Source organism: Citricoccus sp., assembly GCF_035445025.1.
Classification (GTDB): domain Bacteria; phylum Actinomycetota; class Actinomycetes; order Actinomycetales; family Micrococcaceae; genus Citricoccus.
The window spans coordinates 1-15,948 of the sequence record NZ_DAOMPX010000016.1 but is presented as its reverse complement, the minus strand read 5'-3'; the positions used below and the strand labels follow the sequence as shown (position 1 = coordinate 15,948).

Below are 15,948 nucleotides of genomic sequence, written 5' to 3'. Positions count from 1 at the left end.
ACACCGCCGGCACCAGCCACCGACCGAAAGGCCTCCAGTGGGTTTCCTGTCCCGCCTCAAGGAAGACATCGCGAACGCCCGGGCGCACGACCCGGCGGCCCGCGGCGACCTGGAGGTTGCCGTGGTCTACTCGGGCCTGCACGCGATCTGGGCGCACCGGCTGACGCACCGGATGTGGCAGAACGAGCGCCTGAAGACCCCGGCGCGCGTGGTCTCCCAGGTGGCCCGGACCCTGACCGGGATCGAGATCCACCCGGGCGCGACGATCGGCCGGCGGTTCTTCATCGACCACGGCATGGGCGTGGTGATCGGTGAGACGGCCGAGATCGGCGACGACGTCATGCTCTACCACGGGGTCACCCTCGGCGGGCGGTCCCTGGACAAGGTCAAGCGGCACCCGACCCTGCAGAACGGGGTCGTCGTCGGTGCCGGTGCCAAGATCCTCGGCCCGGTCGAGATCGGCGCGGGCACCGCGGTGGGCGCCAACGCCGTCGTCGTCAAGGACACCCCCGCCGGCTCCATCGCCACCGGCGTCCCGGCCACGTGGCGCCACCGGGAACCCCGCGAGCACAAGCCCGCCGTGGACCCCGCGGAGTACGTCGACCCCGCCATGTGGATCTGACGCCCCGCGAGACGCTCGCGCAGCACCCCAGCACGACGCCGGCCGGTCGCCTTCCCCTCGGAAGGCGGCCGGCCGGCGTCGTGGAGGCCTCAGGCCGAGATCTCGGAGCGGTCTCCCGACCACAGGGTGTGGAAGGTGCCCTCGCGGTCGACCCGGCGGTAGGTGTGCGCGCCGAAGTAGTCGCGCAGGCCCTGGGTGAGCGCGGCCGGCAGGCGGTCCCGGCGCAGTCCGTCGTAGTAGGCCAGGGCCGAGGAGAACACCGGCACGGGCACCCCGGCGGAGACGGCCGCCGCGACCACCCGGCGCCAGGCCGGCACCGCGGCGGCGAGCGCCTGGCTGAACTCCGGGGCGAAGAGCAGGTTGAGCGGCTGGCCCTCCGCCAGCGTGCCCGGCTCCGGGTGACGGGTGGTGTCCCGGCCCCCGTAGGCCTTCATGATGGTGTCCAGCAGGTCGGCGCGGATGATGCAGCCGTTGCGCCACAGGGATGCGATGGTGCCCAGGTCCAGGGACCAGCCGTACTGAGCGGCGGCCGCCGAGAGCATGTCCAGGCCCTGGGCGTAGGACACCAGCTTGGAGGCGTACAGGGCCAGGCGCACGTCCTCGACGAAGGCCTCGTGGTCCCGGTCCTGCAGTTCCCGCGGGGCGCTGACGGCGTCGGCGCCCGCGCCCAGGACCTCCCGGGCCGTCGACCGCGCGGCGGTCTGGCTGGAGAGCGAGCGGGCGAACACGGACTCGGCGATCGCCGCCACGGGCGCGCCCAGGTCCAGCCCGGAAATGGCCGTCCAGCGGCCGGTCCCCTTCTGCCCGGCCTCGTCCACGATGACGTCGACCATCGGCTGGCCGGTGGCCACGTCCACCTGGCTCAGGACGTCGGCGGTGATCTCGATCAGGTAGCTGCGCAGCTCCGTGCGGTTCCACTGCTCGAAGATGACGGCCTGCTCCGCCGGTTCCACGCCCCCGACGCTGCGCAGGAGGTCGTAGGCCTCCCCGATCACCTGCATGTCGGCGTACTCGATGCCGTTGTGGACCATCTTCACGAAGTGGCCGGCGCCGTCCGTGCCGATCCAGGCGCAGCAGGGGTCGCCCTCGTACTTCGCGGAGATGTCCTCGAGCAGCGGGCCGAGCGCCTCGTAGGACTCGCGCGGGCCGCCCGGCATGATGGCGGGGCCGTTCAGGGCGCCCTCCTCGCCGCCGGACACGCCGATCCCCACGAAGTGCAGGTCCTTCGCCGCGAGGGCCGCCTCGCGCCGGCGGGTGTCCTCATAGTGCGAGTTGCCGGCGTCGATGACGATGTCCCCGGCCTCCAGCAGCGGCACGAGCTGGTCGATGACGTCGTCCACGGGCCGGCCGGCCTGGACCATGAGGAGCACCCGGCGGGGGGTGGCCAGGGACTCCACGAGCTCGGCCAGCGTCTCCGTGGGGATGAAGGTCCCGTCCTCGCCGTGCTCGGCCACGAGCGCGTCGGTGCGCGCCCTGCTGCGGTTGTGCAGGGCCACGGTGTACCCGTGACGCGCGAAGTTCCGGGCCAGGTTCGCCCCCATGACCGCCAGCCCCGTGACGCCGATGTCAGCCTTCATGCCGTTCCTTCCCAGCACGCCGGAGGTGCTGCTGCCAACAGTGGAATTCCGGCCGCACCCCTCGGGGGCGGCCCGGACCCCACCAGCCTACGTGGTCGGCGAGGCCGGCCGCGGCGTTCACCGCCCCGCCTGCGGTGCGCAGGACTGTTCGGGGCGCCCATGCGGTCCCAGCAGGCCGTTGCCTGCGGGCGCCGCGATGCGTCAGTCCCCGACGGCGTCCCGGCCGCGGCGCACGATCAGCGGGTCCGGGGTGCCGACCACCGCGTGGTCCTTGTCCTCGTACTCGAACTGGGACAGGAAATGGCGCATGGCGTTGAGCCGGGCACGCTTCTTGTCATTGGACTTGATGGTGGTCCACGGTGCGTGGTCGGTGTCCGTGTGCAGGAACATGGCCTCCTTGGCCGCCGTGTAGTCCTCCCACCGGTCCAGCGACTCCAGGTCCATGGGCGAGAGCTTCCAGCGGCGCACCGGGTCGATCTGCCGGATGGCGAAGCGGGTGCGCTGCTCGGACTGGGTCACGGAGAACCAGAACTTCGTCAGGTGGATGCCGTCGTCCACGAGCATCTTCTCGAACAGCGGCACCTGGCTCATGAAGGTGGTGTACTGCTCGTCCGTGCTGAAGCCCATGACGCGTTCCACGCCCGCCCGGTTGTACCAGGAACGGTCGAAGAGCACGATCTCGCCCTCGGTGGGGAAGTGGTTGATGTACCGCTGGAAGTACCACTGGCCCTGTTCGCGGTCCGAGGGCTTGTTCAGCGCCACGACCCGGGCGGTGCGCGGGTTGAGGTACTCGGTGAAGCGCTTGATGGTCCCGCCCTTGCCGGCGGCGTCGCGGCCCTCGAAGACGATGATGTGCCGCTGGCCCGAGTCCTCGCCCCAGTACTGCAGCTTCAGCAGCTCGATCTGCAGCTTGTACTTCTCCACCTCGTACTCCTCGCGGGACATCCGCGTCTCGTACGGGTAGTCCTCCCGCCAGGTGTCCACGGCCCGGCCCTGGGGGTCGATCAGGTCCGGGTCCGGGGTGTGGCGGTCGACCACCTGGAAGCCGCCGTCACGGATCTTGTCGATGAACTCGCGCAGGTTCTCCCGGGGCGCGTCCGGCGTCAGCAGCATCTCGACTCTCCTTCGAAGGGGCCGACGCCGGGGTCCCGGACCAGAAGCGTGGTCGGCGGACCCCCCGGGTGCGGCACGGTGGGGACTGGACTTCATTGTCCATCATCGTCCCCACGCGCCACCCGGTTCCGTCACCGGGCGTCGTCCCCGGTGAACCGCCGGTGAACACCGGCGGAACGCAGGAGTCAGCGCGCCACGGCGTGAGGCGGGCGCTCCAACCCAGCGGAGACCGCCTCGGACGGGTCGTGCCCGAGCTCGACGATGCGGTTGCCGGCGTCCACGTGGACCACCGTGGGCTGGAAGGACCGGGCCTCCTCGGTGGTCATCTGCGCATAGGTGATGAGGATGACGGTGTCCCCCACATCCACCAGGTGGGCGGCGGCGCCGTTGATGCCCAGCACTCCCGAACCGCGTTCACCGGCGATGGTGTAGGTCTCCAGCCGGGCCCCGTTGGTCACGTCCACGATCGCCACGAGCTCGCCCGGCAGGATGTCCGCGGCGTCGAGCAGGTCCTGGTCCACGGTGACCGAACCCACGTAGTGCAGGTCCGCGTGCGTCACGGTGGCACGGTGGATCTTGGACTTGAAGATGGTCCGGGTCATGGAGGCCATGGGTCTGTGTTCCTTCGGAAGGCTGGCGATGCCGCTGCCCCGGGGGCGCGGTGACGACATCCCCTCAACGGGCAATGCCTGTCAATTATGCCCGCCGATGATGCCCGGCCGTGCGCGGTGCGCCGTGCCGGGGCCGTCACGGGGGGCGCCATCGGGGCGTTCATCAAGATTTCCACAGGGTCGCCCCGAGAGGATGCGGCATGGCCACCGCGCAATTATCCCAGGACACCCGGAGCGCGACCGGACCGGGGCGCCGGCCCAGTCGCCGCTCCGTCCTCGCCCTGATTCCCGTGGCGGCCCTCGGGGTGATGGGCGGCGGACTCGGCGTCCATCGGTTGCTGCACCCGCCGCCCGCCCCGGCGACGCCGTTGGGCGCCGTGGCCACCGTGGCCGGCGGGATGGCCCTGATCCAGGGCATCATCCCCCTGGAGTCGGCCCCCTGGGCCCCACCGACGCCGGCACCGGGCCTGGCCCGGCCGATCGCCGCGGGGGGCCACCGCGTCAGGCTGCTGCTGGACCTGACGGCGGTCGAGCCCGGTGGCATCGACTTCGCGGCGGCCGACTACAGCATCCGGGAGATCGTCGGGTTCACGGCGAGCCCCCTGTGGACCAGTCATGAGCGGCACCGGGTCGCCCGGGGTGAGACCCTCGCGGTGACCATGGTCTTCGAGATCCCCAACGAGAGCGTCCGGCTCGAGCTCCAGGGACCGGGATCCGTGCGCCTGAGCCTCGGAACGGACCACCACACCCGGTGAGGAAGCGGTCCCCGGGCCGTCGGGCCGGCCGGGATTCCGCGGCCCGGGGTGCCGCTCCGGCAATGCGCGGAGTCGCGGCGTGTTCCCGGAGTGTCCACGGCGCCCTCCCGGTGGGCATCGGCTGTCAGGTCACCCGGCGCCATCCCAGAGGAACAGGACCCTGCCGCGGACCCGGTCCAGGGGAACGGGACCGTGATGCCGCGAGTCCACGGAGGTCCTGCGGTTGTCACCCAGGACGAAGACGCTGCCCTGCGGAACGGTCAGGGGCCCGAAGTACGTCCCGTCGATGGCCGAGGCGTCGATGCCCGGTTCGCGGAGCCCCGCACCGTCGACGTAGACCACGGCGTCCCGGATGGCCACCTCCCGTCCCCCGAGGGCGATGACGCGCTTGAGGTTCGTGGACCCGCCGTCGGGGGCGTTGAAGACCAGCAGGTCGCCCGGTACCAGCCCGTCGCGGGCGGCGGGCGTGGTGAGCACCAGCGCGTAGGCCCCGGGGTGCACGGCGGGAACCATGCTGTCGGAGGTGACGTGCACGGGTTCGACGACCCACAGCCGGAGGGCGGCGAGCGCCAGCAGGAACCCCGCGAGCACCCCGCCCGCCACGCGGCCGGGGTGGGCGGGTCCTGCACGGCGCGGTGCTGCCTCGCGCCGTGCAGTCATCAGTCGTCGTCCAGCTCGGGCCGCGCGGCGTCGATCGGGTCCCACGGGTCCGGTGCGTTGGCCTTCAGCCCGACCCGGAACTGCGTCATCATGTCGTGGTCCTCGTGGGGGAGGTTGTGGCAGTGGACCATGTACCGGCCCTGGTGGGGGCCGAAGCGCATCAGCAGCCTGACCTTCTCGCCCTCGCCGACATAGACGGTGTCCTTGGGACCGGACTCATAGGGGAAGGGCGCCCTGCCGTTGCGGCTGAGGATCCTGAAGTCGACCAGGTGGATGTGCATGGGGTGGAACCACCCGCCGGACTTGTTCTCGATCTCCCACTCCTCCACGGTGTTGAGGCCCACCTGGGCGAAGACGTCCTGGTACCCACTGGCGATGACCGCCCCCCAGGTCTTGTCGTTCAGCGTCCACAGGTTCGTCCTGTCGTCGCGTTTGACCCGCATGTACCGCTTGGCCCCGGCCATCTTGCTCGTGAGGCTCATCACCTCGCCGCCGGGGTCCAGCACCGTGGGCGGGGTGTTCCAGGTGGGGTCGGACGTGTCGACGGGGTCGTCGACCACGTCGAAGGCCATGATCTTGTTGGTGTGGTCGTAGTCGCGGTTGTTCTCGTTGGAGCGGTTCCGCAGTTCCACCCGGGTGCCGGCCCTGTACTTCGAGAAGTCGATCAGGACCTCGTAGCGCTCGGCACCGGCATGACGCCACTGGGCGACGTCGACGGCCCGGGGCATGAGCCCGCCGTCCGTGGCGACGATGGTCATGGCCTCTCCCGACGTCAGGTACGGCCGAAGGGACCGGGAGATGGACGCATTGAGCATCCTGAACCGGTAGATCCGCCGCTTGACCCTCATGCGCGGCCAGGGCACCCCGTTGACCAGGATGACGTCGCCCCAGAGCCCCGAGTGATCGTTGTCGTCGTAGCCCAGGGCCCCGTTCCGGGCGAACATCGCATCGGTGATCGTCAGGCCCACGTCGAACTCGCCCTGCGGCAGCAGGCCGCGCTCGAGCTCGTCGTGGATCCGGTACTGGCCCGCGAGCCCGGAGTAGACGTTCAGGGCGGTGAAGTGGACACCGTGGTCGTGGTACCAGATGCTGCGCGCGTTCTGGACGTTCGAGTAGTGGTAGGTCTTCTTGAAGCCTGGCATCGTCACATCGTTGGCGTACCCGTCGTACTGCGGCAGCGAGGCCGAGCCGTGCAGGTGCGTGGAGGTCGCCAGGACGTGTCCGTGCGCGGGGTGGGTCGCCGGCAGCTGGTTGCGCACCGTCAGGGTGGTCTTCGTCCCCCGCTCGACCTCGATGGTCGGCCCGGGGAAGAGGCCGTCGTAGCCCAGAATCGGGGTGTCCAGCCGGGGCAGCATCCGCGCCGTGGCGGCGCGTTGCGTCACCGTGTAGTTCTCGATGCGTGCCCCGTCGTCCGGATCGATGCCCACCGAGGTGGGCTTCAGGACCGGTGGCTGGGTGAACTCGGCGGCGTAGGGCCGGGGCATCTGCCGGTCGTCGAGCCTGCTGGCCGACTTCGCGGACACGTTCTCCCACGGGACCGCGGCCGCCCCGGCGCCCATGACGCCCAGGCCGCCGAACAGGATGACGTGTCGTCGGGATATCGCCATGCTCGTTCCTCACCGTCTGGTGCCGTGCCCTCCCTGGAGGGAGTGTGGACGAACGAGCTTGGGAAAAACCAACATCGCGCGCCCCGGCTCGACGGGCGGTGCAAGGTGCAGGGCGGTGCAAGGTGCAGGGCGGCACGGGGTCAGACGGCGCGGTGAGGGCGAGAGACGGCAAACGTCACGGTGATCTCGGTGCCCCCCGCCGCGGAACGGCGCGTGGACAACCGGGCACCGACGGAATCGGCGACGTCGGCCATCATGCGCAGACCGAAGTGGCCGGGAACCGCCGGGGCGCCGGCGTCGAGACCCACGCCGTCATCCGCGATGGACAGCGTCACCTCGCTCCCCCGCCGGACCAGGTCCAGGTGCACGACGGTGGCCCCGGCGTGCTTGACGACGTTCATCATGGCCTCCCGGGCGATCCGGTGGCACGCGGTGGCCTGGGCCTCGTCGAGCCCGGGATCCCGGTCGACGTGCACGACGGTGGTGATCTGCCGGCCCCGGGTGCGTTCCGCCAGGACGCCCAGTGCCGAGGGCAGCGTGTTGGCGTCCACCGGGGAGGAGTAGAGGTCCGAGGTGATGGCACGCAGCTTGACGATGCTCTGCCGCAGCACCGCACCGGGGTCCTGACCGGAGGCGTCGCCGTCGGCCGGTTCCAGGGTGTAGGCGAGCCCCGCCAGGTCCTGGAGGATGTCGTCGTGCAGGGCCACGGCGAGGCGGACGCGCTCGCGCTCACCGGCCTCGATGGCCTGCTGCAGGATGGCCCGGCGTTCCCGTTGGCGGTCCTGGACCTGTCGGGCCAGCCGGATGCCGGGAATGAGCTGCGCGCCCTGCAGCACGGCCATGGCCACCAGGAGCACGGGCGTCATCCGGAGCAGGATGTGTCCCTGCGGACCGAGCAGAACCCGGTCGTCGAAGTACACCTCGACCAGCACCGGGTCCTGCCCCGCGGCGCGCGAGGCCACGTAGACCTCGACGAACACCCCGTCGCCCGCCTCGTAGACGTTCTCGTCCCCGGCCTGCTCGCCGACGCTGACGGTGCCCGGTCCTCCGTCCAGCAGCTGCTGCGCCCAGGGCTCGAGGTCGAAGGTGGAGCCGATCAGTTCCGGGACGTCCGAGTACAGGACCGTTCCCTGCGCGTTCCAGATCTTCACGCGGCGGATCGTCTCATCGGTCACCCAGGGGGCCAGACGATCCTCGACCTGCGCCAGCGCCACCGGGTCCCCGGCCTGCAGGTCGTCGACGATGGCGGCGGAGACCACGTGGTCGGCCAGCCGTTGCGTCCGCTCCAGGGCGTCCCGGACGACGATCTCGTGCGCGACCCCGCGCACCCAGATCGTGACGGGGACAGCGACCATCAGCAGCACGACCAGCCCGGTGACCAGGAACCTGCCGATCGCGTGCCGCACCGCCGACCCCTCCTCGGCAGGGAGCACATCCCTCGGGTGTCTCCGGTCCGGCCGACGGAACATCGCTCACCCCACCCCGAGCATGCCCAGCCGGGTGGCCGCGGCGACCGCCTCCAACTGGCTGTGGGCGTCCAGCTTCGCCAGGATCGACTTCACGTAACCCCGGCAGGTATGGGTGGAGATGCCCAGGGTCCTGGCGTTACGGGTCACGTCATACCCCTGGGCCATGAGGCGGAGGACGTCGAGTTCACGGGCGGTCAGGCTCGGGCCGGGACCGGTGGAGCCGCTCCCCGGCATGTCCAGTCCCGCGATGAGGGCCGGGGCGACGAGGAACCCGCCGGGACGGACGCTGCGCACGACCTCCAGCAATGAGCTCAGGGCCCCGTCCTTGGGCAGGAAGCCGCACACCCCGATGGCTGCGGCCCGCCGGATCGCCGGCGCCGTGGGGAACCCGGTGAGCATGACGATGCGGACCGCGGGGTCCTGGGCCAGGATCCTCTCGGCGGCCTGCAGTCCGTCACCGTCCGGCAGCTGGTAGTCCAGGATCACGAGGTCCGGCCGCAGTCCGGCGCACACCGCGAGTCCCTCGGCCACGCCGGCGGCCAGGCCCACGCAGTCGAGGTCGGACTCCCTGGCCAGGGCCCCGGACAGCAGGTCGGCGAAGGTCCGGTGGTCATCGATCACGACCACGCGCAACCGGTGTCCCCGCGTGCCGACGGCATCGGCGTCCGGGAGTCCCACGAGCGTGCCCATGGCCCCGCCTAGGGGTGGTGCATCACCGGCCAGAAGGGGAACGGATCCCCCTCGGCCGGGCGCGGTCTGCGGACGCCCGCCGAAGCGGGCGTGGACGGGCGTGCGGTCAGGACGGTCATCGGTTGCTCCCGGACGGTGGCGGTCTCCAACGGTGTGCGGCCGGGGGTCCCCCGGGGGGACAGGGGATCTCCGGAGGCCTCACCGTAGGGCCGTGACCAGGAGGCAGGCAACGCGGGATCGCTCCCGTCCGCGGAAACGGGCGGTGATCGAGTACCCGTACGGGACGGACGCCGCGCCACGAGCACGCACCACCGCACGGACCACGTGGACGCGGTGTCGGAGAGCGCTGACCGGACCAGTCGCCCCGCCGGACCTCCAGGACCGCGAGGACCGATCGAAACGAGTGGGTCGGGCGGGTCAGGACGACACCGGCAGGGCCCGCTGCAGGTACCCCGAGATGACGGTGCCGGCGTCCTGGAGGATGAGCTCCCGGTCCGTGGGGTCTGTCGTATCCGTTGGGTCCGTTGGATCCGCCAGGGCCGGCCGGTCATCCCGCGGGCCCTCGCCCTCCAGCACCCCCTGGATGGTCAGCAGCGCGTGGATCACCCGCCCGAAGTCGTCTCCCGACGCGGAGGTCGCCCGCAACAGTCTCTCCTGGGCAGCCTGCAGGACGGGCCCGGGGCTGCAGCCCAGCTCGCGGGCCAGGACGGCCCGGCACCGTTCGTAGGCCCGCAGGCCCGAGACCGGGTGCCCGCCCTGTTCCAGGGCCAGGATCATGCTCGTCCAGGCGGCCTCGTTGAGCTCGTCGGAATCCAGGACCCGTCGGGACCAGGCGACGGCCTCGGAGTCCAGTCCGAGTTCCCGGGCCGTGTCCGCGGCCTGGACCATGGCGGCGGCCGTCCGGGCGTTCTGCAGGCGGCGCTCGGCCTCGGCCCATTCGGGCAGCAGTTCGCTGCCCAGCAGCGGCGCGGACGCCAGCGACAGCGCCTCGCACAGGTACGGATAGGCCTGAGCCGGCGGGCACAGCCCTGCCCGGCGCACCAACGCGTCGAACCGGGTCACGTCGAGGTCGATCATGGAGGTGTCGAGGAAGTAGCCACCCGTCGTGGTCTTCAGTGCCCCGGCCCTCCCGCGGCCCGGCTGCAGGCAGCGACGGAGCACGGAGACGTAGGACTCCAGGGTGGAGACCGAGGCCGCCGGGGGCGCCCCCTCCCAGAGCAGCTCGATGAGCCGTCCCTTCGAGACGGGAGTCCCCAGGTGCAGCAGCAGGATCTCCAGGACCTGCCGGGACTTGGGCCCGCCCAGCTGGTGGGGCCCCAGGACCGTGTCCCCGCGACGCACCTCCAGGGCCCCCAGCATGGTGATGGTCAGGTGCTGCTCCGCACCGGGCACGGGTGCCCGGTGCGCGTCGACGACGAAGGTGGTGTCCATGGTGTCGCTCCCCAAGATCGTTCTCCCCAGGACGTGCAGGACCGACACTCCCATCCGGGACCGGGCGTGCGTAGCCCCGGCCTGGGGGCCGAGGACCCCCTAAAACCGGGGGTTGCCGTCGCCACCCACCCCGCACCCCGGCAGGCCCGCGGCTGACGCGCGGGGCCGCGCCCTGCCCGGCCTCCGCGGGATCTGGGCGCCAGGCCCCGCGGCGGACCCCCGGCCACGACGCACGGGCGAGGGCCCCGGCCTTGGGGAACCGGGACCCTCGCGAGTGCCGCTGGTCGGCAGCGGCGCCGGGCCGGAAGGGACGGACTGGGGGCCCGCCCTTCGGACCGCACGGTCGGATCCGTCGTCCAACATCGCGCCGGCGCGGGCCGGACGTCGGCGGCGTTGCACTGGATGGACCGTGAGGAGAGCATCCACGGTGGACCCTATGAAAAGCGTGGGCACCCCGCACGGTCAGCCCCCGGGCTCCCGGCCGGCGAGTGGCCCGGCATTCCCGAGGGGAGGCGCCGGTGGGCCGGCGAACCCGGAGCAGAGCACGAGGCGATCGAGTGGAGGGCACTCGGGCAGTCGAGGTGGAGGTCCTGATAAAGCGGTACACCCCACTGTGGCACCGGGCCCCGGGCGGGCACAGAATACCCTCACGGCACTGAACATCACCACTGCCCCCATCCCCGGAGGCCGACCATGCGTGACGTGAGGAACCGGCGCACCGTCAGGACCGGGCTCCCCCATGTCACATCCGCTGCGGACGTCACCGGGCGCGCCATCATCCCCCATGACTCCCGACCAGAACGCGGCGATGCACGGACCGGCACGTCCGGTGCGCGGCGGGTGCCGACACTGGGAGACCGGAAAGAGACCCCGCCATGAAGACCCGCGACCTCACCCCGGGACACATCGGACGCACCATCCGCATCACCGGCTATGGCATCGACGTCACCGGAACCCTGCGTGACCTCATCGTGCGCACGGTGGCCGCCACCACCGGGTCACAGCGCAATCCCCAGGTGGAACTCATCGGCGTCACGCTGCAGGTGGGTCCCCACCACCTCGACCTGACCGGTCACGAACACGTCACGCAGCCCTGCGACCAGCCCCTGATCCGGCAGTCGACGGAGAGGGAGTGGTGGGTGGAGGACGTGGTGGGCCCTGCCGGGATCGAACCGACGACACCTGCGGTGTAAACGCAGTGCTCTACCAGCTGAGCTAAAGGCCCTCATGCAGGTCGGACCCCGGCGGCGGCTCGGCCCAGGGCCTCGACGAGCAGGGTGCGCGTGCCATCACAGGTTACCGCAGGGCTCCTCACCCTCGCTCCAGGCGCTTCGAGGGTGGCGCCCGGGGTCACCCTCTCGTCCTCGACGACCTGCTCGACGACGACAGCGCCGGCCCCTCCACCACCGACGGGCCGCACCGGACGGTCTCCTCAGTCCCGGTCCGGCCCCACCCCGTCGCCGGACAGGTGGTCGGCCAGCCGTCGTTCCTGCCCCGGCGCCGCCTCGACGCGCCGCATTTCCCGGCCTGCGGCGTCGACGAGGACGCTGGTGCGCCGGGCGCGTCCGGTGCGGTCGTCGAAGGCACCGACGCGCCGCGCCGCGGCGCCGTGCGGCCAGAAGTCGGAGAGCAGGGGGGTGCGCACCCCGAGGGCGTCGCCGAAGGCGCGCAGCACGGGCGCGGAATCACAACTGATCACCCGCAGCCCGATCCCGGCCGGGGCGAGGTGCCCGGCCAGCTCGTCCACCCAGCCCAGCTCGGCGGTGCACACGGGCGTGAAGGCCCCCGGCAGGAAGAAGAGCCAGCAGCGGGACGGCACGGAGGCGCCGTCGGCCCCCTCGGACGGCCCCGGATCCGGGGCCAGCGGCGGCCACGGCCAGGACTGTCCGTGCTGGTCCCGCAGGGCGGGGGCCTCAGCCACCGGGAGGGCTCACCGGTTGCGCTTGCCGACCAGGCGCGAGGCGGTCCAGTCCGCGGAGACCCCGGCCGTCGTGGTGACGTGGAGCCCGGCGGTCGGCGCCGCCTCGGCGACGTCGGCCGGCAGGACGTGGCCCTCCCGCCCGTTACGCGGCGTCATCAACCACAGCACGCCCCCGGCGTCGAGCGAGGTCTGCGCGTCCATCAGGGCGTCGGCGAGGTCCTCGACGTCACCGTCGGAGGCGCGCCACCACAGGACGACGGCGTCTACGGGATCCTGGTCCTCCTCGGTCAGCAACTCGGTGCCGATCTCGTCTTCCAGGGCGTCCCGGAAGTCGAAGTCGATGTCCTCGTCGAAGCCGAGTTCCTGGACCAGCTGGCCTTCGGACAGCCCCATCCGGGCGGCGGGTCCGACGCTGGTCTCCGCAATACGCCCGACGGCGGGGGCGGAGTCTGGCTGGTTCACATCTCTCCTTGCAGTTTCCGTGATGACCAAGCGGGCATCATCCCACCCAGATTACTGCGCCCCGTAGCACCGGGCCATGTCCATGTATTGGACTCCACCGTAAGGTCCGCAGGCGTTACAGTCGGACGTGGAAGCAATGGGCCGGTCTGACTTGCCCCGGACGGCTGACCCCGGACGGGTCCGGGCCACAGATACTGCGGACATGATCCGCCGACAGAGAGGTTGCCGTGAGCGCAGCTGAAGAGAGCTCCCATATCCTGAGCGGCCTGACGAACCAGTTGCCGGACAAGGATCCCCAGGAGACCGCAGAGTGGATCGAGTCCTTCGACGGACTCGTCGAGGAACGCGGCACGGAGCGCGCGGAATACATCATGCGCCAGCTGCTCCAGCGCGCCGGGACCAAGTCCGTGGGCGTTCCGATGGTCACCACCACGGACTACGTCAACACCATCCCCGTGGACCAGGAGCCCGAGTACCCCGGAGACGAGGAACTGGAGCGCCGCTACCGCAACTACCTGCGGTGGAACGCCGCCATGATCGTCCAGCGCGCCCAGCGCGACGGTGTCGGCGTGGGCGGGCACATCTCCTCCTACGCCGGCCAGGCCACCCTGTACGAAGTGGGCCTGAACCACTTCTTCCGCGGCCAGGACCATCCCGGCGGCGGCGACCAGGTGTTCTTCCAGGGGCATTCCTCCCCCGGCAACTACGCGCGCGCCTTCCTCGAGGGCCGGCTGACCGAGGAGGACCTCGACGGCTTCCGCCAGGAGAAGTCCAAGGCCGGCAACGCCCTGCCGTCCTATCCGCACCCGCGCATGCTGCCGGACTTCTGGCAGTTCCCCACCGTGTCCATGGGACTGGGCCCGATCAACGCGATCCACCAGGCCCAGTTCAACCGCTACCTGCACAACCGCGGCATCAAGGACACCTCCCAGCAGCACGTCTGGGCCTTCCTCGGGGACGGGGAGATGGACGAGCCGGAGTCGCGCGGCGCGCTGCACATCGCCGCCAACGACAAGCTCGACAACCTGACCTTCGTCATCAACTGCAACCTGCAGCGCCTCGACGGCCCGGTCCGCGGCAACGGCAAGATCATCCAGGAGCTGGAGGCCTACTTCCGCGGTGCCGGCTGGAACGTCATCAAGGTCCTGTGGGGCCGCGAGTGGGACGAGCTGCTGGACAAGGACGACGAGGGTGAGCTCGTCCGGATCATGAACGAGACCCTCGACGGCGACTACCAGACCTACAAGGCGGAGTCCGGCGGCTTCGTGCGCGACCACTTCTTCGGACGGTCCTCGGTGACCAAGGAGATGGTCGCGGACATGACCGACGACGAGATCTGGGGCCTCAAGCGCGGCGGACACGACTACAACAAGGTATACGCCGCCTACAAGGCCGCCATGGACTATCAGGGCAAGCCCACCGTCATCCTGGCGCAGACCGTCAAGGGCTACGGCCTGGGCTCGTCCTTCGAGGGCAAGAACGCCACCCACCAGATGAAGAAGCTCACGGTGGAGGACGTCAAGAAGTTCCGCGACCGCCACCGCATCCCCGTCACGGACGAGCAGATCGAAGCCGATCCGTACAACGTGCCGTACTACCACCCGGGCCCGGACGCGCCGGAGATCCAGTACATGATGGAGCGACGCAGCGCACTGGGCGGCTTCCTGCCGGAGCGCCGTGACGACCACGACAAGATCCCGATGCCGCCGGAATCCACGTACAAGCACGCCAGGAAGGGCACCGGCAAGCAGCAGGCCGCCACCACCATGGCCTTCGTGCGCCTGCTCAAGGACCTGATGCGGGACAAGAACATCGGCAAGCGGATCGTGCCGATCATCCCGGACGAGGCCCGCACCTTCGGCATGGACTCGTTCTTCCCGACGGCCAAGATCTACAACCCCAAGGGCCAGAACTACCTCTCCGTGGACCGGGACCTGTTCCTGTCCTACAAGGAGTCCCCGCAGGGACAGCTCTACCACGTGGGCATCAACGAGGCCGGCGCCACCTCGGCGCTGACCGCGGTGGGCTCGTCCTACTCCACGCACGGCGAGCTGATGATCCCCGTGTACATCTTCTACTCGATGTTCGGCTTCCAGCGCACGGGCGACTCCTTCTGGGCCGCCGGGGACCAGCTGGTCCGCGGCTTCGTGATCGGCGCCACCGCCGGGCGGACCACGCTCGCCGGCGAGGGCACCCAGCACATGGACGGCCACTCCCCGATCCTCGCGGGGACGAACCCGGCCGTGAAGCACTACGACCCGGCGTTCTCCTACGAGATCGCCCACATCGTGCGGCAGGGCCTGGAGGACATGTACGGCGACCACGACTGCGGCGAGGACGTCCGCAACGTCATGTACTACCTCACGGTGTACAACGAGCCGATCATCCACCCGGACGAGCCGGAGAACCTGGACGTGGAGGGACTGCTCAAGGGCATCTACCGCTACAGCCGGGGCGAGGGTGAGGGCCCCAAGGCCCAGCTCATGGGCTCCGGCGTGTCCCTGCCCTGGGTGATCGACGCGGCCAGGATCCTGGCCAAGGACTGGGGAGTGTCCGCCGACGTGTGGTCCGTGACCAGCTGGAACGAACTGCGGCGCGATGCCGTGTCCGCCGAGCGCGAGGCGCTGGAGAACGCGGAGGGCAACGCCCGCGTCCCCTACATCACGCAGAAGCTGGCGGACACCGAGGGTCCCGTGATCGCGACCACCGACTACGCGACCCTGGTCCCGGACCAGATCCGGCCGTTCGTCCCGAACGCCTTCGCCACCCTGGGTGCGGACGAGTTCGGCTTCGCGGACACCCGCGCCGCGGCTCGCCGCTACTTCCTCATCGACACCCACTCGATGGTCGTCAAGACCCTGCAGATGCTGGAGAAGGACGGCAAGGTCGAGGCCGGGACCGCGGCCAAGGCCTTCGCGCAGTACCGGCTCGACGACGTCAACGCCGGCACCACCGGCAACGCGGGCGGAGACGCCTGATCACCCGGTGACGGGCCCGGGCCCCGTCGACGGCGGCCGCGGTGACCGGGGC

General features: G+C 70.7%; 13 protein-coding genes and 1 tRNA gene. 3 read left to right on the top strand and 11 right to left on the bottom strand.

The window, feature by feature from the left end:
• Positions 1–37: 37 nt before the first annotated feature.
• Positions 38–622, top strand: a complete 585-nt coding sequence (epsC, locus tag PLJ28_RS07125; RefSeq protein WP_010145783.1) for a serine O-acetyltransferase EpsC — start codon at positions 38–40, stop codon at positions 620–622.
• A gap of 89 nt (positions 623–711) precedes the next feature.
• Here epsC and gnd read toward each other — a convergent pair whose 3' ends face one another.
• The 3 genes from gnd to panD form a co-directional block, all read right to left on the bottom strand.
• Entirely contained in the window at positions 712–2,199 is a 1,488-nt protein-coding gene (gene gnd, locus PLJ28_RS07120) for an NADP-dependent phosphogluconate dehydrogenase (RefSeq protein ID WP_183524898.1), read from the bottom strand.
• A 201-nt stretch (positions 2,200–2,400) separates the two neighbouring features.
• Positions 2,401–3,312 carry a polyphosphate kinase 2 gene (gene ppk2, locus PLJ28_RS07115; RefSeq protein WP_183524896.1) on the bottom strand — a complete coding sequence of 304 codons (912 nt, stop codon included), beginning with the start codon at positions 3,310–3,312 and terminating at the stop codon, positions 2,401–2,403.
• 185 nt (positions 3,313–3,497) lie between these two features.
• The gene (panD, locus tag PLJ28_RS07110) at positions 3,498–3,914 is read right to left on the bottom strand and encodes an aspartate 1-decarboxylase (protein ID WP_183528274.1); all 417 of its coding nucleotides are present in this window, start codon (positions 3,912–3,914) and stop codon (positions 3,498–3,500) included.
• A gap of 209 nt (positions 3,915–4,123) precedes the next feature.
• Between panD and PLJ28_RS07105 the strand changes: the two genes are divergently transcribed.
• Positions 4,124–4,678 carry a hypothetical protein gene (locus tag PLJ28_RS07105; RefSeq protein WP_183524894.1) on the top strand — a complete coding sequence of 185 codons (555 nt, stop codon included), beginning with the start codon at positions 4,124–4,126 and terminating at the stop codon, positions 4,676–4,678.
• A gap of 129 nt (positions 4,679–4,807) precedes the next feature.
• Here PLJ28_RS07105 and lepB read toward each other — a convergent pair whose 3' ends face one another.
• The 8 genes from lepB to PLJ28_RS07065 all read right to left on the bottom strand — a co-directional run bounded on the left by lepB (position 4,808) and on the right by PLJ28_RS07065 (position 12,849).
• Complete coding sequence (lepB, locus tag PLJ28_RS07100) at positions 4,808–5,338, bottom strand: signal peptidase I (RefSeq protein ID WP_183524892.1); 531 nt, start codon at positions 5,336–5,338, stop codon at positions 4,808–4,810.
• Complete coding sequence (locus tag PLJ28_RS07095; protein ID WP_183524890.1) at positions 5,338–6,945, bottom strand: multicopper oxidase family protein; 1,608 nt, start codon at positions 6,943–6,945, stop codon at positions 5,338–5,340. The genes lepB and PLJ28_RS07095 overlap by 1 nt, the downstream gene beginning before the upstream one ends.
• 140 nt (positions 6,946–7,085) lie before the next feature.
• Positions 7,086–8,351: a sensor histidine kinase gene (locus PLJ28_RS07090; protein WP_183524887.1), complete on the bottom strand. Its 1,266-nt coding sequence runs from the start codon at positions 8,349–8,351 to the stop codon at positions 7,086–7,088.
• 66 nt (positions 8,352–8,417) lie between these two features.
• The gene (locus tag PLJ28_RS07085) at positions 8,418–9,104 is read right to left on the bottom strand and encodes a response regulator transcription factor (protein ID WP_183524884.1); all 687 of its coding nucleotides are present in this window, start codon (positions 9,102–9,104) and stop codon (positions 8,418–8,420) included.
• A gap of 417 nt (positions 9,105–9,521) precedes the next feature.
• Positions 9,522–10,535 carry an AfsR/SARP family transcriptional regulator gene (locus PLJ28_RS07080; RefSeq protein WP_298044296.1) on the bottom strand — a complete coding sequence of 338 codons (1,014 nt, stop codon included), beginning with the start codon at positions 10,533–10,535 and terminating at the stop codon, positions 9,522–9,524.
• A 1,149-nt stretch (positions 10,536–11,684) separates the two neighbouring features.
• Positions 11,685–11,760, bottom strand: a tRNA-Val gene (locus PLJ28_RS07075).
• Between the two features lie 207 nt (positions 11,761–11,967).
• Positions 11,968–12,456: a redoxin domain-containing protein gene (locus PLJ28_RS07070; protein ID WP_324590004.1), complete on the bottom strand. Its 489-nt coding sequence runs from the start codon at positions 12,454–12,456 to the stop codon at positions 11,968–11,970.
• A 9-nt stretch (positions 12,457–12,465) separates the two neighbouring features.
• The gene (locus tag PLJ28_RS07065) at positions 12,466–12,849 is read right to left on the bottom strand and encodes a DUF3052 domain-containing protein (RefSeq protein ID WP_183528272.1); all 384 of its coding nucleotides are present in this window, start codon (positions 12,847–12,849) and stop codon (positions 12,466–12,468) included.
• A 296-nt stretch (positions 12,850–13,145) separates the two neighbouring features.
• Between PLJ28_RS07065 and aceE the strand changes: the two genes are divergently transcribed.
• Positions 13,146–15,896: a pyruvate dehydrogenase (acetyl-transferring), homodimeric type gene (gene aceE, locus PLJ28_RS07060; RefSeq protein WP_298044293.1), complete on the top strand. Its 2,751-nt coding sequence runs from the start codon at positions 13,146–13,148 to the stop codon at positions 15,894–15,896.
• Positions 15,897–15,948 lie beyond the last annotated feature (52 nt).